This is a genomic window from Bacteroides sp. 4_1_36 (genome assembly GCF_003466325.1).
GTDB classification, from domain to species: Bacteria; Bacteroidota; Bacteroidia; order Bacteroidales; family Bacteroidaceae; genus Bacteroides; species Bacteroides uniformis.
Genome location: NZ_QSOX01000001.1, coordinates 160,459 through 180,490 on the forward strand (window position 1 = coordinate 160,459; position 20,032 = coordinate 180,490).

The following is a 20,032-nucleotide window of genomic DNA, read 5'->3' on the forward strand; positions in this document are numbered from 1 at the left end:
CGCCCATATCCACAGCCTTATCTTTGCATCGTTGAGTTCAACACAGCAAATGTTTTTATCCTTTAACTTCTAAATTTTAATTGTATGATTCGTTACAAAAAGTATCAAGTGACGGGCGAAGACAGCCCACTGAAAGGCCTCTGGTATGCACGCCCCGTAATCGAAGAAACCTTCGACATCGAAAAATTGGCCAAGCACATGTCCAATCACAACACCCCCTATTCGAGTGGTGTCATCAAGGGGGTACTGGCAGACATGGTTTCCTGCACCAAAGAATTGATTCTGGACGGCAAGAACGTGAAACTGGATGACCTTGCCATCTTCTCCGTAGGAATCGTCAGCAAGAAAGGGGCGCAATCCGCTGCCGACTTCTCGCTGGCCAACAACGTGAAGGGGCTGAAGCTCCGCGCCCGTGCCACCGGCGAACTGAGTAATGCCCAAATCAACCTGGATGGACAGCTGAAGGAATCTTCCCTGTACACCGTAGGCGGAAAAGCTCCCGATGGCAGTGGTTCCGACGGCGGTTCCGGAGGAAGTGACGGCAATCAAGGCGAGAATCCGTTAGGATGAGAATAATTACAAATTACTAATTATCAATTACCAATCATCATGAGTGAAGACAAAAAGTCAAAATCCGTGTGGGGCATTGTCCTCAAAGTAATCATCACCGTAGCTACCGCCATAGCGGGCGCTTTAGGTCTGGGCGCTTGCAAATAGCCATGCGCACGATTACCCTGCTCATTGTTCATTGCTCAGCCACGCCTCAGGGCGTGGCCCTGAGCTTTGAGGATTGCCGCCGCGACCACATCCGTCACCGTGGCTTCCGCGACATCGGCTATCATTTCTATCTGACCCGCGACGGCGAAATACACCGCGGCCGCCCGTTGGAAAAAACAGGTGCGCATTGCCTCAATCACAACCGTCATTCTATCGGCATCTGTTATGAAGGAGGATTGGACGCCGCAAGTTGTCCTTCCGATACCCGCACACTGGAACAGAAGGCTTCGTTACTGGCACTGCTACGTGAGTTGAAGCGTATCTTTCCATGGGCGCTGATTGTGGGGCACCATGATTTGAATCCAGCGAAAGCTTGTCCGTGTTTCGATGCGGAAAGGGAGTATAGGGGGCTGTAAAAGGCTCCCTTCTTCATTCTATCATCCGCACTATCTGAAATGCTTCGGCCAAGTGTTTGCCTACGGTATAGCCGCGAAACCGGGCAAGGGCTTTCAATGCCTCCGAAGAGCGCGGATGCGGAAAAGCACGGCTCTCAAACTCATAGGCTGCCATCGCAGCACATTTTGCTTTCAAATCATCCTCCGAAATCTCCATATAGAAATTGGCCGTGAAATGGCGTGGGTCGCAAGTAGCCTGCCACTCACTGGCTGATGGGGTCTCGAATGTAAAAATAGCCTTCACCGGTTCGTCCTCCATAGGGCGTGTGGCAGTCATCACTGCTTGAAAAGTCATCTGATGGTCAATATTAAGGTCGCCACCATGGTGAGTAAAGATAAAGTCCGGACGAAACTGTTCCTTCTCATGCTCCACTACCTTTACGATATCAAGCAGTGCATGGCTGTCAAAACGGTTGTCGGAAAAATTATATGCCTGCACGCTGTGATAGCCTATCAACTGCCGCGCCGTCTCCACATTCTGATGATGCCTTTCCAGGACTTCCTTCCACTGTTCCGTGTCACGGGTATCTGAGCGTGAAGTAATCCCCTCTCCCATAATGATGACCCGGGTCTGTACTCCTTGTGTCTTGACTAGTTTGTGCATGGTAGCGCCTAGGCCCAGCAGTTCATCATCGGGATGGGCGGCAACAACCATGATACGTTTATTGGTAAACATAGCCATAAAAAATTATTCTAATATATCATTAAAGCTCAAGGGAGTACCTCTTTCAATGTCATGAGCAGCCTTTTTACCTAATACTTCGTCTAAATATTTAGGCTCCAGCCCATTCCCCGGACGTATCGAACGAACATTATTTTCCGTGAAAACATCACCGGCTTTCATACTGTTCACAACAAATAAAGAACGACAAAACTCACGTCCTTTTATCATTGTTGTATCTGTAGGATAAATCACATGCCCTATAGCATCTTCAACCTCCCTGACCTGCTTCACCATTAAAGCAAACTCATCGGGTTCCATCGAAAATGAGGCATCAGGTCCTCCAATTTTACGATCCATGATAAAATGCTTTTCTATCACGGTGGCCCCCACAGCAACGGAAGCCACAGAAACGGTTGTTCCCATCGTATGGTCAGATAATCCCACCGGAACTTGGAAACGTTTCCTCATATCTGCAATTACAGACAGATTGGCATCTGAAATCTGGGCCGGATAAGCAGACGTACATTTCAATAAAGTCACCTGCTCATTTCCTACACTTCTACATGTCTGCAAGGCAAGCTCTACATCATTCACCGTAGCAATACCGGTAGAAATAATCATAGGCTTACCTTTAGATGCAGCATATTTTATCAATTCTATATCGGTAATCTCGAAAGAGGCAATTTTATATATCGGATTATCCAAGGTTTCCAGAAAGTCAACAGCACTTTTGTCAAAAGGGGTAGAAAAACAAACTAACCCCTCTTCTTTTGCCACATGAAAAATTTCTTCATGCCATTCCCATGGAGTATATGCCTTTTGATACAAATGATACAAATTTTCTCCATTCCAAATAGTACCATGAATTTTGAACCATTCTTGGTTACTGTCAATAGTCATGGTATCTGCCGTATAGGTCTGTATCTTCACGGCATCCGCACCGCACCGCTTTGCCGCACGAATAGTGTCAAGAGCCACCTGCTTATCATGATTATGATTTGCCGATAGTTCGGCTATAATAAATGTCTTATTCATGATTACTTCTTTGTTATTTTTACGTCAGCCACAATACTACCATCCGCTTTGATGGACGCACGTGTAAACTCATATCTGAACTCTCCTTTTTCAATATAGGCATGAGGATAGCCATCAGCATCCAGCATACGAATATAATCGAAAATCTCCTCCAATTTTTCCAGTCCACTCATATCGCTCTGTTCAGGCTTTCGTCTTTTAAAGACAACGGGGTCTCCCTCTTGTGGCACCGGCTGCAGATTATTTTGAATAATTTCAACTATCATCTTTCCAACAAGCTTATTGACCCTGACAAAAATTTCTTCGGCAGTTCCCGATAAAGACAAATCCATTTTTAAATAGACCGGTCCGGTATCTAATCCCACTTCTACACGGAGAGCTGAAAGTTTTGTCGCCGTCAGTCCCCGAACAATAAGATTTTGCAATGGGCTTCCCCCACGTCCATAGGGTAAATCAGTCATGTGGAATACGATACATTCATATCGTTCAAAAATAGCAGAAGGAATTATATAAGACCAATGCGGAATAAATATTTTAACCGGTGATATTGAACCAATCCGTTCAACTGTGAAATCCTCTTTTTGAGATATTAAGTAAAAAGCATATTGAGGCATTGTTGACTGGAGATAACTAACCAACTCTTTATTCCAACTCTTTTCAGAAACGATTAAAATATTTTCCATCTAGTTCTACTCTCTAAAATAATGTTTAGTTATTAATATCCTCATTAATCAATAACTTATATATCAAAATATCGTCAGAAATCAAACTGTCTCTACACTCAAGAAAACCGTTTTTGAGAAAAACCTTTTGGGAGGATACATTTGCCGCCTTTACATGAGCAACCAAAGAATTAACATTCTTCATGCATTTAACTTTCTCACTTATTAATTCTATAATGACATAGCCTAAACCTCTACCCCGATATTCCGATGCAATGGAATAATCAATCAGAGCTTCACCCTTTTCAATATTCAGCCTCACTTGTCCCACTGGCATACCGTTCTCTATTAAAATATAAATCTTCACATCTTCCTTTTGCAAACATCTGGTAAACCAATTACAATGCTCCTCATAATTAATCTCATCTGTATTAAATGCGCTCTGCCTGACTATGGGGTCATTTACCCACTTATAAAGCAAATCCCTATCCATAGAACGAACTTCACGTAAATAGCAGTTATCCGCTAAGTTTCGGAAAAATGAAATATAACGCCTCTGAACACAATTATTCACACTGGTATTGCTTAATCGCAAAAAGCTCACATTACACAAATCAACAGACGGTTGCCTTACATTCCCTAACCCTATGATCCAACCATTTGAAATGAGCAAATCATAAAACTCCTTTTGATTGTCTACATACCATCCCGCCGCAACTTTAGCACCACATGCCAATGCTTCTATACAAACCGAACTGGCAGAACAAATCACTAAATCGGAGTCGCAGAAAAGGTCTGCCATTTCTTGTGCCGTAAGGCGCGAACGATAAACAAGGCGACTGTCCTGCACACACGATGAATGAGGAGTGTAAGCATCTCCTACTACTGCCGTAATACTGTTCACAGTACAGAGTCGAAGTACCTGATTCACAAAATAACCAGTTATATCATGAATGTCACTTCCTCCGAAACATACAGCCACTTTCTCTATTCTATCTGAAGAAATACTTTTCCTTTTTGCCGCCTCTAAGAACGGCTTGCGCAACAGTGCCCAATCAAATCCCAAACAGAGCCTGGTGTAAAATTCCACGTCGAAAAGTGCAGGATTGGTCTGACCATGGTTAATCACAACATCAGCCACATAGTGCTTGTCGTGCATATCATCCACACACACCAGGCGGCACCCTTTTTGCTTGATGGCACGCTGGTAATCGGTAGTGAAGAAATAATTGTCGAGCACCACAATTTCATCACCTTGAAGACTAGAAAGGAACTCATCATAATGCGCTTCCTCTTGCAAGGTGACAAAAGGACACACTTTCTCCATCTCACTTACCTGATATGAGGTGGGATGGCAAGTAAAGAAGGTACAATCAAAATCGTCCTTCAGCATATCGGCCAAAGCCAGAGTACGGATAAAGTGGCCGTAGCCGATGGTAGCGCTTGCGTCGGCACGGAAATAGATTTTTTTCAAGAAATGAAATGAATTAAAGAATTACAATTCTTTTCTAATCTTCTTTATAGTTGCCAGCATGAAAGGAAGATAATTCTTCACCACATCATAAACAACTGCTGCATCAAGGTCAAAGTAATGATGTGCTATGATATCTCTCATTCCCATTGCACCTTTCCAATCAACTTCCGGATATTTAGCAAATAGCAGTTTTTCTGTAAGTTTATCAATACCTTTAAGTCCTTCACCTATAGCCATCAGAAGCATGCAGGTACTTTCAAGGCGTTCCATCCCTCCGGGAGATACAAGGTAGTAATGATAAGAATCTATAGGACGAGAATTATCCAAGATTCGCTCAATCGCTTGCTCTATCTTACCCAACATGGCTTCAACCATTTCCCTTTTATGCATAAACGCCTTCCTCTATTATGTTCTGTTTCAATATTCCATCCATATCTTCACGTAGCCTCACAATATCCACTGCACAGCCAAACAGGTGTTGAAGCTCTTCTTTAATGTGAACCAAACTGAACATATTGGGTGTCTGCAATTCTACACAAACATCCACATCACTCTCAACCGTTTGTTCACCACGCGCTACAGAGCCGAATATTCCCATACGCATAATGCCGTATTTAGAAGCATTTTCAGCCATATATTTACGCAAAAGAGTAATGTATTCAGACGTTGTCTTCATATTTCTTTGTTTTTACTACATACAAAGATAGGGATAAATATCAAAACTAAAAACATTCAGAATCTTTTTCTACCTACACTCCCTTTAAAACCATACACGAAAGTTATTTATGAAGCAACTCATACTTCATCTCTGCCAATGCCCAGTCAGTCAGTGTATCAAGGTCCTGCACTTCAAGTTCGGAAAGTACCAACCCGGCTGTATTCTCACCCCAAAAAGTCCGGCTCTCCACAAAGGGAGCAGTGCGAGAGAAATAGAACTGACCGGCATCGTGATAAATCGGTTCTAAATCTTGGGAACGTGTATTTTTGTATTCGGGATAAACCATACTAATTTTTCCATCCACGATGTGAAGGCTGCGCTGTATGGGATAGGAATAAGCCACACAAGTGAAGACGGAATCTATCTCCGAATTCATTTTTCCGTATGCTTCCCGGAGTCTTTCGGGAGTGACGAAAGGAGCCGTTGAATAAATGCAACAAACCGTTTCAAACTTCCTGCCTTGCTCTTTATACTTCCTCAGTACTTCAAGAATTACATCATCAGTACCGGCATAGTCATTTGACATCTCGGCACTCCGCATAAAAGGAACTTGAGCACCATATTTACAAGCTATCTCAGCAATCTCTTCATCATCGGTAGAAACCATCACCTCATCAAAAAGACCGCTTTGTAAAGCTGCCTCTATGGAATATGCAATAATAGGTTTACCCATAAAGGGCTTGATATTCTTACGCGGAATACGTTTACTGCCGCCACGTGCAGGAATGATTGCTATATTTTTCATTTCGCTACAAATTCTATAACCTTTTCAATCACATACTCCTGTTCCTCGTCCGTCAGCGTGGGATACATCGGAAGACTCAGACAATGTTCGTAATACTCTTCTACTATAGGTAAATCGCCTTTCCTATTGCCCCACTGCTGATAGTAAGGCATCAGATGAAGCGGAGCATAATGAACCTGCGCATAGACATTGTTCTCGTGCAGATAATTATAAAGACCCAAGCGGTCAGCTACTTGAATGATATAAAGGTGATAAGCATGATAGACATCGGCAGTATTGAACGGAGTCTTGATACCATCTATTCCGGAAAACGCTTCATTATAGCGTCTTACGATTTCATGACGACGTTCAAGACCTGCTTTCGCACGCTCCAGCTGAGAAATACCCAAGGCAGCCTGAAAATCAGTCAGACGGTAATTATACCCTAACTCCTGCATCTCGTAATACCAGCCACCATGATGCTCGTGCAATAAGGCAGGGTCTTTCGTAATGCCATGCGTACGGTAAAGACAAAGCTTGTCATAGAGCTCCTTGCTGTTGGTGGTCACCATGCCTCCCTCACCCGTAGCGATATGTTTCACGGGATGGAAAGAGAATACGGCACAGTCGGCAAAACAACCGTTACCACAATGTTGTTTCTTGCCTTTACTGTCCATGAAATAGCCGCCGGGAGCATGGCAGGCATCCTCTATAATCCACAAGCCGTACTCGTCGGCAAGCTTTCTGAACTCTTCCAGATCCAAAGGATAGCCTGCAAAATCAACCGGAACAATACCTTTGTAAGTACCGCGGGGAGCAGCCTTAAGCATGGCTTCGAGTTTACGGATATCCATGAGGTAAGTATCCTTGTCAATATCACAGAATACCACCTCGCCGCCACAATAGCGGATGCAGTTGGCACTGGCAGCAAAGGTCATGGGAGTGACAATCACCTTGTCGCCCGGCTTTACATTCAGTGCGGTAGCTGCAAGATGAAGCCCCGAAGTGGCATTGTTCACCGCTACGGCATATTGTGCACCTACATATTCGGCAAATTTCGTTTCAAATTCCCTGATTTTGGGACCTTGTGTCAGGTAATCGCTTTTCAGGGTATCGATGACTGCCCGGATATCCTCATCTGTGATATGCTGACGACCGTATGGAATAGGCTTGCTTATCATTTCACCTCGAAATTAGGGTCAACGTATTTCTTTATATTCTCGCGCATAGTCTCTACTGTCTCCCACTCCGTATTGTTGTCACTGCTGTAGTGGAAACCGTCGGGAACGGGTACTGCATTGTGATGTCTGATGAACTCTTCGCGACTGTGCTTGAAAGATACGGAAGGAAGAATGACATAATATCTGCCCAAATCGATTGTATCAAGAGCATCGGTTACAGTAATCATCTCCTCGTGCAGCTTCTCTCCCGGACGGATGCCCACTTCCACCTGCGGCAGATTGGGTGCAATGGCGGTAGCCACGTCCTGGATATGATAGGAAGGAATCTTAGGAATAAAGATTTCACCACCCAGGTGATGTCCGATGGCATACATGACCAAAGCGACACCGGCTTCCAGTGAAATGTTGAAACGGGTCATGCGCAAATCGGTTATGGGAAGTTCCTTCGCCCCGTTGTCACGCTTGTTGATAAAGAAAGGGATTACGGAACCGCGGGAACCCATCACATTGCCATAACGGACTACGGAGAACCTGATGTTCTTGGAACCGCTGATATTGTTGGCTGCAGTAAACAGCTTGTCGGAAGTGAGCTTGGTGGCGCCATAAAGATTGATGGGGGCACAAGCCTTGTCGGTAGAAAGGGCCACCACATGCTGTACACCGGTGGCAAGAGCAGCCTTTATCACATTCTGCGCACCGTGTACATTGGTTTTGATGCACTCTTCGGGATTGTATTCAGCGGTATCCACCTGCTTGATGGCGGCTGCATGGATAATCACGTCCACTCCTTCGCAAGCCCGCGTCAGACGTTCGAGGTCACGGACATCACCGATAAAGAAACGCAGTTGCGGATACTTATGACCGGGATATTTCTGTTTCAGCTCAAATTGCTTCAGCTCATCGCGGGAGTAAATAATGATTTTCTTTACTTGCGGATAATCACGGAGGATGGTTTCCACAAACTTCTTTCCGAAGGAACCCGTTCCTCCGGTAATCAATACGGATTTATTGTTAAGCATTATAATGAAAAGTTTTATTCATCGATATATTCCCACGGATAGGGATTGTCTGTCACATTCTGAAACTCATCAACCGCTTCCTGCTGTTCGGGAGTAAGTGATAAGGAATCCCAGGAGGCGATGATGGAACGGCCCTCGTCGGCCAAAGACTCGTCGAACACTTCACCGTAGCAGGCGGTAAGCAGACGGAGCTTCAGTAAGGAAGCGGGAAGGGCATCGAGCACATCCCAACAACAGTCCAGCACTTTCTGGACATGCCGCTGCTTTTCGCCATGGTCGACAAAAGAGGCGCTGTAACCCATAAGAAGGGCAAGACAGACATTTGCCTGCTCGTCGATGGTAGTGCCTTTTACACCCGACCGGTACAAAGCCATGGTAAGACGGTAGACCTCACCGTTCCGCCGTGACAAGTCATCGCTATAGACGGGACTACCGTCCATACCCAAATACATCAGTTCGTGCGCAGCACGCTGAAGAGTGATTGCTTCTTCGGAAAGAGACATAAGCAATTATAGAATTAAAAATTAAAAATTAAAGTTCAGCCGATTACTTCTATAAGATCGGGATGGATAGTGGCCATGGCAACAGCTATGACACCTTGTATTTCGATAACCACGCGACGGTCACGTGCGCCTTTCACCTTCAGAAATATACCCTCTTGCCCCTCAAATTCACCGCCGGTAATCCGGACTTTGGTACCTTTGGACAAGTTCAATTCATCCGGTTGAAAATAAAGAAGATGGTCATCGTAAGTGCCGGATACGGCAATGAAACGCTGCATCTGACTGTCGGGGACAATAATCTTCTGCCCACTGCGGGTATCGGTAATATATTGCAGATAAGTGACTTGAGATTTTACGCGCTGCACATCGGAAGGACGGGCATGGACAAAAAGCAGATTATGAACGACCGGAACCAGAGCACGGACTTTTTTCCCTTTTTTTATACATATCTTGTATTGCATAGGAATGAAACAGCCCAAATTTTCTTTCTTGAGCAGATGCATGGCATCCGGTTCTCTGCGGTAGGTGGCACGCATAGCATACCAGATTTCGACCTCTTTCTCTATTCCCATTTTTATGCTTTTGTTCAGACAAGGGTGTTCTCCTGGGGCTTTAAATTCCTTGCATACACTTGGAATTCAATCACTTGCGGACACTTTATGTAGAATACGACAAGCTTTATGCCCTTCTTGTCAACAGATTTTTTGCAGTCATTCATTACCTAACAGGTAAAATGCTGTAAACGAATCTATTGCAAGCAAAAAGCGTTCAATAGACGTTCGTTTAATGAACGCAAAGATAACGTGTATTTTTGAATCTCGCAAAATGTTTAATAAAAATATTCTATAAATTTCTTTTTAGTGAGTATAATACTTTGTCAGTAAGCCTGTTGCATTGTATTTCTCTAACTTCTTCCTTTTACTAATTTTTAAGTAATCTTCCCTCTTTAATTTTCTTAAATATTGACGTTCAAAAAACGAACGTTTAAAAAACGCCTTTTCCAAACGCAATATTTCACTGTATAACAACCAATTACAACCAAATAAAAAATATCGTGTTTATAGAAATCAGATTTCCACAAACACGATATCAATTAAAAAAGAAATTACTATTCTCAGAAGTTAAATATACCCAATTCCGGGAAAGTAGCCCCTTGCACTGCAAAACAGATTCCGAAGCAAGCCGCACTTACAATCCAAAGGATAACCAGCGTCCACTTCAAACCGGAGTTCATCGGCTGCCACTTGAATATCTGGCTAAAGATGGCCCACACAAGGCTGACCAAAGGAATTCCTACCAACAAGATACCTGCAATGTACATCACAATGGCAGACAGCGGAGAAGTAGGCAGTACCACATCAGCCATCGGGAAAAGGGAAATGAGAGCTGCACCACCACCAACAGCCACCGCTATCGCAGCAAACAACAACGCCACAAATACCACTCCAAATACAAACAGTACCGGACTGCAGATAATGGCAAATATCACCAGACAGATTTTCAAGAACCAGCCGACAATCATCACCAATGCATCTCCCAACTTCTGCAAGAAAGTACGGGGTTTGTCCGACCTCATATAATCATTCACCCCATTGGCAACCTTCTCAAAACCGTCCGTCACCGTCTTTCCGATATTCTCTACCGTAACGGCCTCGCCACGCATACTCAACTTCTCGGCTGCTGTGCGGGCTTCCGGTATAACCAGCCAACACACGATATAGACCGGTATCAATGTCCCTACCCCACAAATCAAGATGACAAGCAGTAACAGTCGAAGTAAAGTTACATCCCATCCCAGGTAGGCAGCCATTCCACTGATGACACCACCCAGCATTTTGTCATCCGGATTGCGGTATAGACGACGGCGTGTAGTGCCATAAGCGGTATTGCTGTTCCAAGCACCGGCACCATAGCCGCCCCCGGCACTCGTGCTGCCGGAATCGGCACTAGCACTCTCTCCTTCCGCCTCCATATCTTCCGGCTTTCCCATGCGGGCAATCACCTCTTCCACATCGGCTATCGTGATTACTTGTGAACCGGCCGACAATTTCTCGGCAAAGAGTTCGGAAATACGGCGTTCAATATCATCTACAATCTCGTCGGCACCGGCCTCCTTGCGGAAGTGCATCTTGAGATTACTCAGATAATTATCCAAAAGACGGTATGCGTCATCATCAATATTGAAAACGGTTCCACCTAAATTTACAGTTAATGTCTTTTTCATAACACATTATTTATTTACAATTTGACTATTTACGATTTACTATTTACCATTCGGCGAATGCAGCATATTCTCTGTGGTCATTTCAAGAATTGCTGATGTGATTCACCGTCTCGTTCAACTCTTTCCAGGACATTTCCAGTTCACCGAGAAAGACTTCTCCTTTTTCCGTCAACCGGTAATACTTACGTGGAGGACCTTGCGTAGACTCAATCCATTCATAACCCAGCAAGTCGTCGTTCTTCAGACGGGTGAGCAACGGATAAAGTGTACCTTCCACTACAATCAGTCTGGCTTCTTTCAACTTCTGAATGATATCCGAAGCGTAAGCCGGCTCCTTGTGAAGCAGCAGCATGATGCAATATTCAAGCATGCCCTTGCGCATTTGCGACTTTACATTGTTTACATCCATAATGGTATTTACTATTTGACAATTTACGATTTACTATTTGGCTGCGCAATAGAGTAATGAGTGTCCTCATTCATTCTATTGTTGTTCCTTGTATGGCACAAATATATGTATTATATCAGTACCTTGCATTACAAAGTACCTTATATTAAATATTATTAACAAGAAAAGTAGTTCACGCTACTCTATAACATCAGTAACGTGAACAGAGAGGAAGAGGTATATTTACCGATGGATAACAATTTTATCCAATATACCGGTCAGACTCGCAATTGCTACTCCGTAGTTGGTTATGGGGATGTGCTGTGCGCGGGCATGGGCTATACGATTGAGAACGTACTTCCGGTTGAACATGCAAGCGCCGCAATGGATAATTAAATCATATCGGGACAAGTCTTTGGGAAAGTCATTTCCAGATACAAAGTCTATCTGCAATTCCTCGCCGATGCGCTTTCGTAACAGGCGGGGAATTTTGACGGTGCCGATGTCCTCGGTCAGCGGGGCGTGGGTGCAGGCTTCGGCTATCAGTACACGCGATTGGGGTGTCAGGCTATGAATAGCGGCAGCTCCCTCTACAAAGGCATTGATGTCTCCTTTGTAACCGGCAAAAAGAACCGAGAAGGAAGTAAGACTACTCTCGGCAGGCTTTTGTTGATAGACGATGGGGAACACCTGAGAGTCTGTGATTATCAGCTTAGGCGGACGGACAAGGGCTTGCAGGGAGGCTTGCAGCTTGTCGGTGGTGCAGCTCATCACTAAGCACTTTTTATCCAACAGTTCGCGGATGGTCTGCACTTGCGGAAGAATGAGACGACCTTTGGGGGCTTGTATATCCTGGGGCATCACCAGCAGGACGACATCTCCTTCACGCACCAAATCGCCCGTGATAGTCTGCTCACCAAAATTCTCGGGAAGCTTTTCGAGGATAGCATCGAAGATACCTTGAATGCCGGTACCCTCTTTGGCACTGACCACAACGGGAGCCTGCCCGCACTCCTTTTCAATCCGAAGCACCACGGAAGCGGTGTCTTGACGGGAATCGGCTTTATTCAGTATCAGTATCACGGGGATTTCGCGCGCTGCCAGCAGCTTTAGCCATTGCTGTTCCAGCGTTCCGTCAGCTTCATAAAGCAAGAGGGCGATGTCCGCTTTCTCCACCGTCTTTAAGGTACGCTCCACGCGCATACCGCCCAGTTCGCCTTCGTCGTCATCAAAACCGGGGGTATCGATAAAGAGGCACGGGCCCAAAGGATATACTTCCATGGCTTTGGTCACGGGGTCGGTAGTAGTGCCGGGCGTTGCGGATACCAATGCCGTGTCTTGCCCGGTCAAGGCATTGACAAGGCTGGACTTTCCGCTGTTCCGTCGTCCAAAGACGGCAATGTGCAGGCGGTTGGAAAGAGGTGTATTATTCATAAATCCGAAATCTAAAATCTAAAGTCTCTTTTCCCCTCCCCTATCTCCTGAAGATTACGTTCGGCTATCGCCCGTATCTTGGGGTTCGGGATATGCTCCATCTCCTCACGAATCAGCCGCATGCCCTTCTCCTTGGTTTCGGAGGAGGCATAGTCCTCCAGATATTCTTTTAATGTCATCAGTGCATTGGGCTGGCAGCAGTTTGCTATCTGTCCGCGCTTGACGAGCGACATGAAGCGGTCTCCGGTACGTCCCTCGCGGTAGCAGGCGGTGCAGAAGCTGGGGATATGCCCCAGGTCGAGCAGCCAGCTCACCACTTCATCCAGCGTGCGCCGGTCGCTCACATCGAATTGGGAGGAATCTTCCTCTTTGGCTTCCGGCACGGCATAACCTCCTACGCTGGTGCGTGAACCGCCGCTTATCTGCGAAACACCCAGTTCGAGTACCCGACGGCGTACGGCTTCCGACTCACGGGTGGAAATAATCATTCCCGTATAAGGCACCGCAATGCGGGTAACCGCCACAATACGGCAGAACATCTCATCCGAGATGGCATCAGGAAAATCCTCGGTCGAAATATCATCTGCCGGACAGATACGCGGCACGCTGATGGTATGCGGACCCACGCCAAAGGTAGCTTCCAGATGTTCGGCATGCATCAGCAATCCTACGAAGTCGTAACGATAGGTATTCAGACCGAACAATACACCGATACCTACATCGTCGATGCCACCCTCCATAGCGCGGTCCATCGCTTCGGTGTGGTAGGCATAATTACTTTTCGGTCCCGTGGGATGCAAGGCTTCGTAATGCTCTTTGCTGTAAGTCTCCTGAAAAAGTATATAGGTACCGATGCCAGCCTCCTTCAGCAGCCGGTAGTTCTCCACTGTAGTGGCGGCTATGTTGACATTCACCCGGCGGATGGCCCCATTCTTGTGATGAATGCTGTAGATGGTGCGGATGGACTCTAAAATATAGTCGATAGGGTTGTTTCGAGGGTCTTCTCCGGCTTCCAGCGCCAGGCGTTTATGTCCCATGTCCTGCAAGGCGATAACCTCGCGGCGTATCTCCTCTTGCGAGAGTTTCTTGCGGGAGATGGTACGGTTCTTGGCATGATACGGGCAATAGACGCAGCCGTTCACGCAATAGTTGGAAAGGTAAAGCGGGGCAAACATCACGATACGGTTGCCATAGAATTTTTGTTTGATTTCGCGTGCCAGATGGAAGATGCGCTCCACCAGTTCCGGCTCGTCACATTCCAGCAGCAGGGCCGCCTCCCGATGGGAAAGCCCCTGGCACAAAGCAGCCTTGTCAATCAAACTTTCGATGAGCGGACGGTTGTTGCGGTTTGCCTGCGCATACTCCAATGTATCCAATATCTCCTGGTGATTGATGAATTCTTCTGCTTGTCTTGACTTTATGTTATACACTTCGTAAATTGATAATTGGTAATTAAAATAAAGAATGAAGATTTGAAAATTATCAATTATCAACGGTCAATTCTCCATTCTCATAATCTCCTCTCTCTCTTGATACCTCGTAGCCTATCCCTTTCAGTTGTTCCTCCAATTTTAGCAAACCTTCTGCCGCTTCGGCACCCGCAGAAGCTTTGTTATCATAGAGGGAGTACTTCGCCCGCTGATGAGAAGGCGAAAGATTAGGCATCACGACATTGGCGCCAGCCAATATTCCCCGTTCCCGTCCGTCCGGAGCAAGTGTGGCCAGGGCAGTGGTAGCAGGTATCAGTGCCGCGGGATGCATCAACCGGAAGATAGAAAGCAACTTCAACGTCAACTCCATATCTCCCGGCGGAAAAGAGGCAAACGGAGTATCGTGATGCGGAAGAAAAGGTCCCATTCCTATCATCTCCGGCTGAAACCGTTCGATGAAGAGAATGTCTTCTACCAAATGGTCCACCGTCTGATAAGGACTGCCCACCATGATTCCGGTTCCCACTTGATAGCCTATCTCTTTCAGCCAGTCCAAGCATTGCAACCGATGGGAAAGAGACATCTCCGCAGGATGAAGCCGGTGATAATGCCCTTCGTTGCAGGTTTCGTGCCGCAACAGATAGCGGTTGGCACCTGCCAGGAAGAAACGTTCGTAGGCTTCCCGCGATTTCTCGCCCAAGGATAAGGTAATGGCACAATCCGGGAAGGATTGCCGGATGGCGGCAACTGTCTCCACCATCCCCTCATCCTTCACCGCCGGCGCTTCGCCCCCTTGCAGCACAAAGGTACGGAAGCCCAACCGATAGCCTTCATGGCAACACGAAAGAATCTCCTCCTGCGTCAGCTCATAACGGACTATGTTCCGGTTCTCCTTCCGTATGCCGCAATAGTAGCAGTTATTGCGGCAACGGTTGGTTATCTCAATCAGTCCGCGAATGAAGATTTTATTGCCAAAGCGAGCAAGCGCTTCTTCCCGGGCAAGCCCTTGCAGGTAGGCTGCAAGGGCTGTGTCCCGACAAAGAAGCAAGGCTTTATACTCTTCGGCATCCAGCCTGCGATTGCTCCGCAGTTTGTCAATCAAATGCTTCATATAAACGGACAAAGGGCTAATACGTCTCTTTTCTCTTTGCCAACTCCTGCGTCAGCTGGCGCTTTCCGGCAGTTATTTCATTATGCGAACATGGCCCGGTAATACAACCGCCCTCGCAAGCCATCACTTCAATAAATTGCCCCGGAGCCTTGCCCGACTTGGCGTAAGCACGCAACGCACCGATAGCCTTCTTATCCAGATTAGCCACTTGTACGGCATTGATTTTATCTGCCTCTTCCTTCAGATAGGCTTTCACGGCACCCATCACGCCTCCTGCCTGCGCAAAACCATGCGCCTCGCGCACGGAAGTGAAACTCATGGAATAGGGCTTTGCCTGCTCCATCTGAATATCCAGCCCGGCAAGCACGGAAGCCACCTCCTCGAAAGTCATGATAAAGTCCACCGCCTCGTCGCGCTGCGCCTCTTTGCGCTTGGCAACGCAAGGACCTATGAAGACCACCTTCGCATCCGGATACTTCTCTTTAGCAATGCGGGCAGCATAATACATTGGCGAACCGGTGCCCGACACGTAAGGCTTCATGGCAGGAATATGCTTGTTCACCAACTCTATATAAGACGGACAACAGGAAGTCGTCATAAACTTCTGACCCTCCTCCAGCTTCTCAATCAGCTCGTGCGCCTCGTTGCTGACGGTATCCATCGCACCCTGAGCCACCTCAATGACATCCGTAAAACCGACTTGTTTCAATGCGCCATATACTTGTTCAATAGTCGTCTTGAACTGCCCCAGGATGGACGGAGCCACGATAGCCACCACCTGCTCACCCTTGCGGATTCTGTGCAACACGTCGAACACCTGCGATATTTCGAAAATTGCTCCGAATGGACATGCATTGAGACACTTTCCGCAATAGATACATTTGCTTTCGTCAATATGCTCTATCCCCTTCTCATCCTTACTGATGGCTTTCACGGGACAAGCTTCCTCACAAGGTACGGGAATATAAACAATGGCATGGTAGGGACAACTCTTATGGCAGATGCCGCAACTGATACATGCATCATGGTCAATCCATGCCTGACCGCTCTCCTTGACATGCACTGCCTTCTTGGGACAATTCACCTGGCAACTGCGTGCCGTACATCCGCGGCAGAGGTTCGTAATCTCGTAGTTAATCTGCACACATGCCGAACAAGCTTCGTCAATCACACACATGATGTTGTCTTTCGGCCTGCCATTTTCCGCTCTGTCCAGTGCACGGGCAGCGTACTCCGACAAGGGGGTCAGCTCATCCGTCTCGTCCTCCATATCGAGTCCCAGAAGCGGCAATGACTTGTACTTCCACACCGCGCGCTCTTTGTGCACACAGCAGCGTCCCGCGTGCTTGGACCTCTTCGGACTCAGCTCGATGGGCAGCCGGTCTATTTTATCCACAAGTTCGTTGTTATTCCACAGCTTTACCAGTTCCTTCAGTAATCTGTGGCGGACAATCATAATGTTGCTCGTAAATGCCATAATTTTTAAAATCAAAATTAGTTAGTTCGGTAACGGTCTGCAAAGATAACGATTGTTTCACAAAAAAGGCTTAACTTTACACCCCAAACAGTATAAATACAACCGATATGTTTACCATAAGAAAAGCAACGACAGCAGACTGCGCACTGATTCAGAAACTTGCGCAGCAAATATTCCCCGTCACGTATAAGGATATCCTTACTCCCGAACAGACCGACTACATGATGGAATGGATGTATTCATTGGACAATATCCGCAAGCAAATGGAAGAGGAAGGCCACGTCTACTTCCTGGCCTACGAAGAATGTGAAGCGGCGGGCTATGTGTCCGTACAGCAGCAAGGAGAAGATTTATTCCACCTGCAAAAGATTTATGTGCTCCCCTATTACCAGGGTGCACATTGCGGCAGTTTCCTCTTTCGAGAAGCCATCAAGTACATCAAGGAAGTACATCCCGGCCCTTGTCTGATGGAATTGAATGTAAACCGCAACAACAAGGCACTGCAGTTTTACGAACATATGGGAATGCGAAAACTCCGTGAAGGGGATTTCCCGATAGGAAACGGATATTACATGAATGACTACATCATGGGACTGGAAATCTGAGTCCCGGCATTAAAAGCCCTCCAAAAACTAAAGGCTGCGCAGTTCATTACGAACATTGCGCAGCCTTTAGTTTTATCTTTCGTTTCCGATTACTTCGCCACCTTTTCAAGCCATTTCAGCATGAACAGCATGGTGAACATGGAAATGCAGCACGCTACTACAAATACCGTCCACGTCATCCAGATAGGAATACTTTCGTAGAGGATAGCACCGATAACGAGCAACTGATTACCAATGGCAGTAGCACCGAGCCAACCGCCCTGCATGATACCCTGATATTTGGGAGGAGCCACCTTGGATACGAATGAAATGCCCAACGGAGAAATGTACAACTCGGCAACAGTCAATATCAGATAGGTAACCATCAGCAACAGCGGAGTCACCTTCACCGGAGAGGTACCCAAAGCGATAATATCCTTGTGCATCGGCAAGTTGCTTACATAAGAACCGATAGCCATTATAAGGAAGCCAGTGGCAGCAATACCCATACCGATGGCAATCTTCCGCGGAGTGGAAGGCTCTTTACCCTTGGCACGCTGTGCTGCAAAGACAGCCATGATGACCGGAGTGAGAGACACAACGAAAATCGGGTTCAAAGACTGGAACAGCTCAGCTGAAATAGCCATGCCGAACAAATTCAAATCTGTATATTCCTTGGCAAAATAAGTCAGTGTCAATCCATTCTGATGGAACGAGAACCAGAAGAAAATTACCACACCGAATACGGCAAACAATGCATACATGCGCTGTCTTACCTCTTGTGCATTCATCTCCACTGCAGTGGCATCGCCCGCTTTTGCAGCAACCTTCTTGCTGGGATCGGGGAATTTCTTTCTGTTGATGACGAAAATTACCAAAGAGAGAACCATAGCCAGGATAGCTACACCGAATGCATAATGGAAACCAGTGGTGAACACGTTCAGATATTCATTGGCAAATACCGTCATATCCGTTACGGGTGTTCCGGAAATAGTGGCTTTGGCTGCCAATGCGCTATAAGTGTCCACAGCCTCGGGAGTCAGCGTTCCTGCCAGATGTCCGTGGCAAAGGGCAGGCAGGTCGGCATCATAATTGTAGCCGAATGTGGACAACCACCAGTTACGCACGCCTACTGCGGCAAACGGGGCAAAGATGGCACCTACATTGATGAACATATAGAATAAGGAGAAACCGGAATCGCGCATGCTGGAGTACTGAGGATTGTCGTACATCTGCCCTACGAGCGCTTGAAGATTTCCCTTGAAAAGACCATTTCCGAAAGCAATGACAAACAAGGCTGCACAAGTAATCACCAGAAACAAGGTCTTATTGGCAACCGGTGTAGGAGACGGGATGGCCAGCATCAAGTAACCTACCGCCATCAAAACAATACCGGCAAAGATGGTACCTTTGTAATTACGGGTTCTGTCGGCAATAATACCACCTATCAATGCTAGAATGTAAATAGAAAAATAAAATGTTGAGTAGATCAAACCTGCCTCTTTTCCATCCAGTCCGAACTTGGCTTGCAGAAAAAGTACAAGAATGGCCATCATGGTATAAAAGCCGAAACGCTCGCCCAAATTAGCAAAAGATGCGGCAATCAGACCTTTAGGGTGTTTGTTGAACATAAAAATTAGTTTTTAGAATTAGTAATTGGATTGATTTCTTGAATAATTCCTGCAAATATATAAATTCTATTGAAGATTTCCTTATAAAATTAAAATATCTCGGCAGAAATAGAAGATTTATTCATTAAAAAGAATACAAACCTCTGCATGCACTTCCCTTACCAAATCCTTCGGATCCAACTTAAGCTGCAAACCGCGTTGTCCGGCACTGATATAGATATACGGAAACCGCAGGCACGTTTCATGGATATAGGTAGGGAAAGGTTTCTTCATGCCGATGGGTGAACACCCACCCCGGATATAGCCAGTCAGAGGTAAAAGTTCCTTAACCGGGATAAGGTCACATTTTTTGTTTCCTGACGCTTTTGCCGCCAGCTTCAAATCCACTTCGTGCTCACCCGGGATGACACAGACAAAATAACCGGATTTATCACCGTGAAGAATCAGCGTCTTGAACACGCAATTGATGTCCTCACCCAAACTGGCAGCTACATGCACTGCACTTAAGTCGTTCTCATCCACCTCGTAGGGAATGAGCTCATACGCAATCTTGGCCTTGTCGAGAAGCCTTGCTGCATTCGTCTTATTGATTTTCATAATA

The 20,032-nt window shown here is 46.2% G+C and carries 23 protein-coding genes; 4 read left to right on the top strand and 19 right to left on the bottom strand.

What is annotated here, in order from left to right; translation table 11 throughout:
- The first annotated feature begins 84 nt into the window (after nt 1–84).
- Genes DXD65_RS00630 through DXD65_RS00635 form a run of 3 tightly spaced genes read left to right on the top strand, consistent with a single transcriptional unit; the run spans nt 85 to nt 1,133 of the window.
- Nucleotides 85–570: a DNA-binding protein gene (locus tag DXD65_RS00630; protein WP_005829481.1), complete on the top strand. Its 486-nt coding sequence runs from the start codon at nt 85–87 to the stop codon at nt 568–570.
- 39 nt (nt 571–609) lie between these two features.
- Nucleotides 610–717 (top strand): smalltalk protein, encoded by a 108-nt coding sequence (locus tag DXD65_RS20940; protein WP_005829485.1) that lies wholly within the window; start codon nt 610–612, stop codon nt 715–717.
- 2 nt (nt 718–719) lie between these two features.
- Nucleotides 720–1,133 (top strand): N-acetylmuramoyl-L-alanine amidase, encoded by a 414-nt coding sequence (locus tag DXD65_RS00635; protein ID WP_117887267.1) that lies wholly within the window; start codon nt 720–722, stop codon nt 1,131–1,133.
- A gap of 13 nt (nt 1,134–1,146) precedes the next feature.
- On the opposite strand, the gene DXD65_RS00640 is transcribed toward DXD65_RS00635, so the two are convergent.
- The 17 genes from DXD65_RS00640 to DXD65_RS00720 form a co-directional block, all read right to left on the bottom strand.
- On the bottom strand, nt 1,147–1,854 hold the full coding sequence (locus DXD65_RS00640; RefSeq protein ID WP_229084531.1) for a PIG-L deacetylase family protein: 708 nt from the start codon (nt 1,852–1,854) through the stop codon (nt 1,147–1,149).
- Between the two features lie 6 nt (nt 1,855–1,860).
- A complete protein-coding gene (pseI, locus tag DXD65_RS00645) occupies nt 1,861–2,871 on the bottom strand; it encodes a pseudaminic acid synthase (protein WP_117887268.1) in 1,011 nt (336 codons plus the stop codon).
- A 2-nt stretch (nt 2,872–2,873) separates the two neighbouring features.
- On the bottom strand, nt 2,874–3,554 hold the full coding sequence (locus DXD65_RS00650) for a methionyl-tRNA formyltransferase (RefSeq protein WP_117887269.1): 681 nt from the start codon (nt 3,552–3,554) through the stop codon (nt 2,874–2,876).
- A gap of 25 nt (nt 3,555–3,579) precedes the next feature.
- Nucleotides 3,580–5,007, bottom strand: a complete 1,428-nt coding sequence (pseG, locus tag DXD65_RS00655; protein WP_117887270.1) for a UDP-2,4-diacetamido-2,4,6-trideoxy-beta-L-altropyranose hydrolase — start codon at nt 5,005–5,007, stop codon at nt 3,580–3,582.
- Between the two features lie 21 nt (nt 5,008–5,028).
- Nucleotides 5,029–5,382 carry a DUF86 domain-containing protein gene (locus tag DXD65_RS00660; RefSeq protein ID WP_229034671.1) on the bottom strand — a complete coding sequence of 118 codons (354 nt, stop codon included), beginning with the start codon at nt 5,380–5,382 and terminating at the stop codon, nt 5,029–5,031.
- Between the two features lie 7 nt (nt 5,383–5,389).
- Nucleotides 5,390–5,683 (bottom strand): nucleotidyltransferase family protein, encoded by a 294-nt coding sequence (locus tag DXD65_RS00665; RefSeq protein ID WP_117887272.1) that lies wholly within the window; start codon nt 5,681–5,683, stop codon nt 5,390–5,392.
- A gap of 103 nt (nt 5,684–5,786) precedes the next feature.
- The gene (gene pseF / locus DXD65_RS00670) at nt 5,787–6,470 is read right to left on the bottom strand and encodes a pseudaminic acid cytidylyltransferase (protein ID WP_117887273.1); all 684 of its coding nucleotides are present in this window, start codon (nt 6,468–6,470) and stop codon (nt 5,787–5,789) included.
- Nucleotides 6,467–7,630 (bottom strand): UDP-4-amino-4,6-dideoxy-N-acetyl-beta-L-altrosamine transaminase, encoded by a 1,164-nt coding sequence (pseC, locus tag DXD65_RS00675; protein WP_117887274.1) that lies wholly within the window; start codon nt 7,628–7,630, stop codon nt 6,467–6,469. The genes pseF and pseC overlap by 4 nt, the downstream gene beginning before the upstream one ends.
- Complete coding sequence (gene pseB / locus DXD65_RS00680) at nt 7,627–8,649, bottom strand: UDP-N-acetylglucosamine 4,6-dehydratase (inverting) (protein WP_016273582.1); 1,023 nt, start codon at nt 8,647–8,649, stop codon at nt 7,627–7,629. The genes pseC and pseB overlap by 4 nt, the downstream gene beginning before the upstream one ends.
- Nucleotides 8,650–8,663: 14 nt before the next feature.
- Nucleotides 8,664–9,152, bottom strand: a complete 489-nt coding sequence (locus tag DXD65_RS00685; RefSeq protein ID WP_117887275.1) for a UpxZ family transcription anti-terminator antagonist — start codon at nt 9,150–9,152, stop codon at nt 8,664–8,666.
- 35 nt (nt 9,153–9,187) lie between these two features.
- Nucleotides 9,188–9,724: a UpxY family transcription antiterminator gene (locus DXD65_RS00690; RefSeq protein ID WP_117887276.1), complete on the bottom strand. Its 537-nt coding sequence runs from the start codon at nt 9,722–9,724 to the stop codon at nt 9,188–9,190.
- Between the two features lie 542 nt (nt 9,725–10,266).
- Nucleotides 10,267–11,376 carry a PspC domain-containing protein gene (locus DXD65_RS00695; RefSeq protein ID WP_117887277.1) on the bottom strand — a complete coding sequence of 370 codons (1,110 nt, stop codon included), beginning with the start codon at nt 11,374–11,376 and terminating at the stop codon, nt 10,267–10,269.
- An 82-nt stretch (nt 11,377–11,458) separates the two neighbouring features.
- A complete protein-coding gene (locus DXD65_RS00700) occupies nt 11,459–11,785 on the bottom strand; it encodes a PadR family transcriptional regulator (RefSeq protein WP_009038604.1) in 327 nt (108 codons plus the stop codon).
- A gap of 222 nt (nt 11,786–12,007) precedes the next feature.
- Nucleotides 12,008–13,198: a [FeFe] hydrogenase H-cluster maturation GTPase HydF gene (hydF, locus tag DXD65_RS00705; RefSeq protein WP_117887278.1), complete on the bottom strand. Its 1,191-nt coding sequence runs from the start codon at nt 13,196–13,198 to the stop codon at nt 12,008–12,010.
- Nucleotides 13,199–13,209: 11 nt separating this feature from the next.
- On the bottom strand, nt 13,210–14,628 hold the full coding sequence (gene hydG, locus DXD65_RS00710) for a [FeFe] hydrogenase H-cluster radical SAM maturase HydG (RefSeq protein WP_117887326.1): 1,419 nt from the start codon (nt 14,626–14,628) through the stop codon (nt 13,210–13,212).
- 52 nt (nt 14,629–14,680) lie between these two features.
- Entirely contained in the window at nt 14,681–15,739 is a 1,059-nt protein-coding gene (gene hydE, locus DXD65_RS00715; protein ID WP_117887279.1) for a [FeFe] hydrogenase H-cluster radical SAM maturase HydE, read from the bottom strand.
- A gap of 16 nt (nt 15,740–15,755) precedes the next feature.
- Nucleotides 15,756–17,216 (bottom strand): monomeric [FeFe] hydrogenase, encoded by a 1,461-nt coding sequence (locus tag DXD65_RS00720; protein WP_005825346.1) that lies wholly within the window; start codon nt 17,214–17,216, stop codon nt 15,756–15,758.
- 107 nt (nt 17,217–17,323) lie between these two features.
- Between DXD65_RS00720 and DXD65_RS00725 the strand changes: the two genes are divergently transcribed.
- A complete protein-coding gene (locus tag DXD65_RS00725; RefSeq protein ID WP_005825348.1) occupies nt 17,324–17,821 on the top strand; it encodes a GNAT family N-acetyltransferase in 498 nt (165 codons plus the stop codon).
- An 89-nt stretch (nt 17,822–17,910) separates the two neighbouring features.
- Here DXD65_RS00725 and DXD65_RS00730 read toward each other — a convergent pair whose 3' ends face one another.
- Complete coding sequence (locus DXD65_RS00730; protein ID WP_005825349.1) at nt 17,911–19,431, bottom strand: peptide MFS transporter; 1,521 nt, start codon at nt 19,429–19,431, stop codon at nt 17,911–17,913.
- Between the two features lie 117 nt (nt 19,432–19,548).
- On the bottom strand, nt 19,549–20,028 hold the full coding sequence (ybaK, locus tag DXD65_RS00735) for a Cys-tRNA(Pro) deacylase (protein WP_005825350.1): 480 nt from the start codon (nt 20,026–20,028) through the stop codon (nt 19,549–19,551).
- Nucleotides 20,029–20,032 lie beyond the last annotated feature (4 nt).

What these genes read in the sequence shown, in the direction of transcription:
- DXD65_RS00660 (WP_229034671.1), bottom strand. Translation starts at nt 5,382, where the DNA reads ATGGTTGAAGCCATGTTGGGTAAGATAGAGCAAGCGATTGAGCGAATC.
- DXD65_RS00665 (WP_117887272.1), bottom strand. Translation starts at nt 5,683, where the DNA reads ATGAAGACAACGTCTGAATACATTACTCTTTTGCGTAAATATATGGCT.
- pseI (WP_117887268.1), bottom strand. Translation starts at nt 2,871, where the DNA reads ATGAATAAGACATTTATTATAGCCGAACTATCGGCAAATCATAATCAT.
- DXD65_RS00650 (WP_117887269.1), bottom strand. Translation starts at nt 3,554, where the DNA reads ATGGAAAATATTTTAATCGTTTCTGAAAAGAGTTGGAATAAAGAGTTG.
- pseF (WP_117887273.1), bottom strand. Translation starts at nt 6,470, where the DNA reads ATGAAAAATATAGCAATCATTCCTGCACGTGGCGGCAGTAAACGTATT.
- pseC (WP_117887274.1), bottom strand. Translation starts at nt 7,630, where the DNA reads ATGATAAGCAAGCCTATTCCATACGGTCGTCAGCATATCACAGATGAG.
- DXD65_RS00730 (WP_005825349.1), bottom strand. Translation starts at nt 19,431, where the DNA reads ATGTTCAACAAACACCCTAAAGGTCTGATTGCCGCATCTTTTGCTAAT.
- DXD65_RS00635 (WP_117887267.1), top strand. Translation starts at nt 720, where the DNA reads ATGCGCACGATTACCCTGCTCATTGTTCATTGCTCAGCCACGCCTCAG.
- DXD65_RS00695 (WP_117887277.1), bottom strand. Translation starts at nt 11,376, where the DNA reads ATGAAAAAGACATTAACTGTAAATTTAGGTGGAACCGTTTTCAATATT.
- pseB (WP_016273582.1), bottom strand. Translation starts at nt 8,649, where the DNA reads ATGCTTAACAATAAATCCGTATTGATTACCGGAGGAACGGGTTCCTTC.
- DXD65_RS00720 (WP_005825346.1), bottom strand. Translation starts at nt 17,216, where the DNA reads ATGGCATTTACGAGCAACATTATGATTGTCCGCCACAGATTACTGAAG.
- hydF (WP_117887278.1), bottom strand. Translation starts at nt 13,198, where the DNA reads ATGAATAATACACCTCTTTCCAACCGCCTGCACATTGCCGTCTTTGGA.
- DXD65_RS00630 (WP_005829481.1), top strand. Translation starts at nt 85, where the DNA reads ATGATTCGTTACAAAAAGTATCAAGTGACGGGCGAAGACAGCCCACTG.
- ybaK (WP_005825350.1), bottom strand. Translation starts at nt 20,028, where the DNA reads ATGAAAATCAATAAGACGAATGCAGCAAGGCTTCTCGACAAGGCCAAG.
- DXD65_RS20940 (WP_005829485.1), top strand. Translation starts at nt 610, where the DNA reads ATGAGTGAAGACAAAAAGTCAAAATCCGTGTGGGGCATTGTCCTCAAA.
- hydE (WP_117887279.1), bottom strand. Translation starts at nt 15,739, where the DNA reads ATGAAGCATTTGATTGACAAACTGCGGAGCAATCGCAGGCTGGATGCC.
- DXD65_RS00700 (WP_009038604.1), bottom strand. Translation starts at nt 11,785, where the DNA reads ATGGATGTAAACAATGTAAAGTCGCAAATGCGCAAGGGCATGCTTGAA.
- DXD65_RS00690 (WP_117887276.1), bottom strand. Translation starts at nt 9,724, where the DNA reads ATGGGAATAGAGAAAGAGGTCGAAATCTGGTATGCTATGCGTGCCACC.
- DXD65_RS00640 (WP_229084531.1), bottom strand. Translation starts at nt 1,854, where the DNA reads ATGGCTATGTTTACCAATAAACGTATCATGGTTGTTGCCGCCCATCCC.
- DXD65_RS00725 (WP_005825348.1), top strand. Translation starts at nt 17,324, where the DNA reads ATGTTTACCATAAGAAAAGCAACGACAGCAGACTGCGCACTGATTCAG.
- DXD65_RS00685 (WP_117887275.1), bottom strand. Translation starts at nt 9,152, where the DNA reads ATGTCTCTTTCCGAAGAAGCAATCACTCTTCAGCGTGCTGCGCACGAA.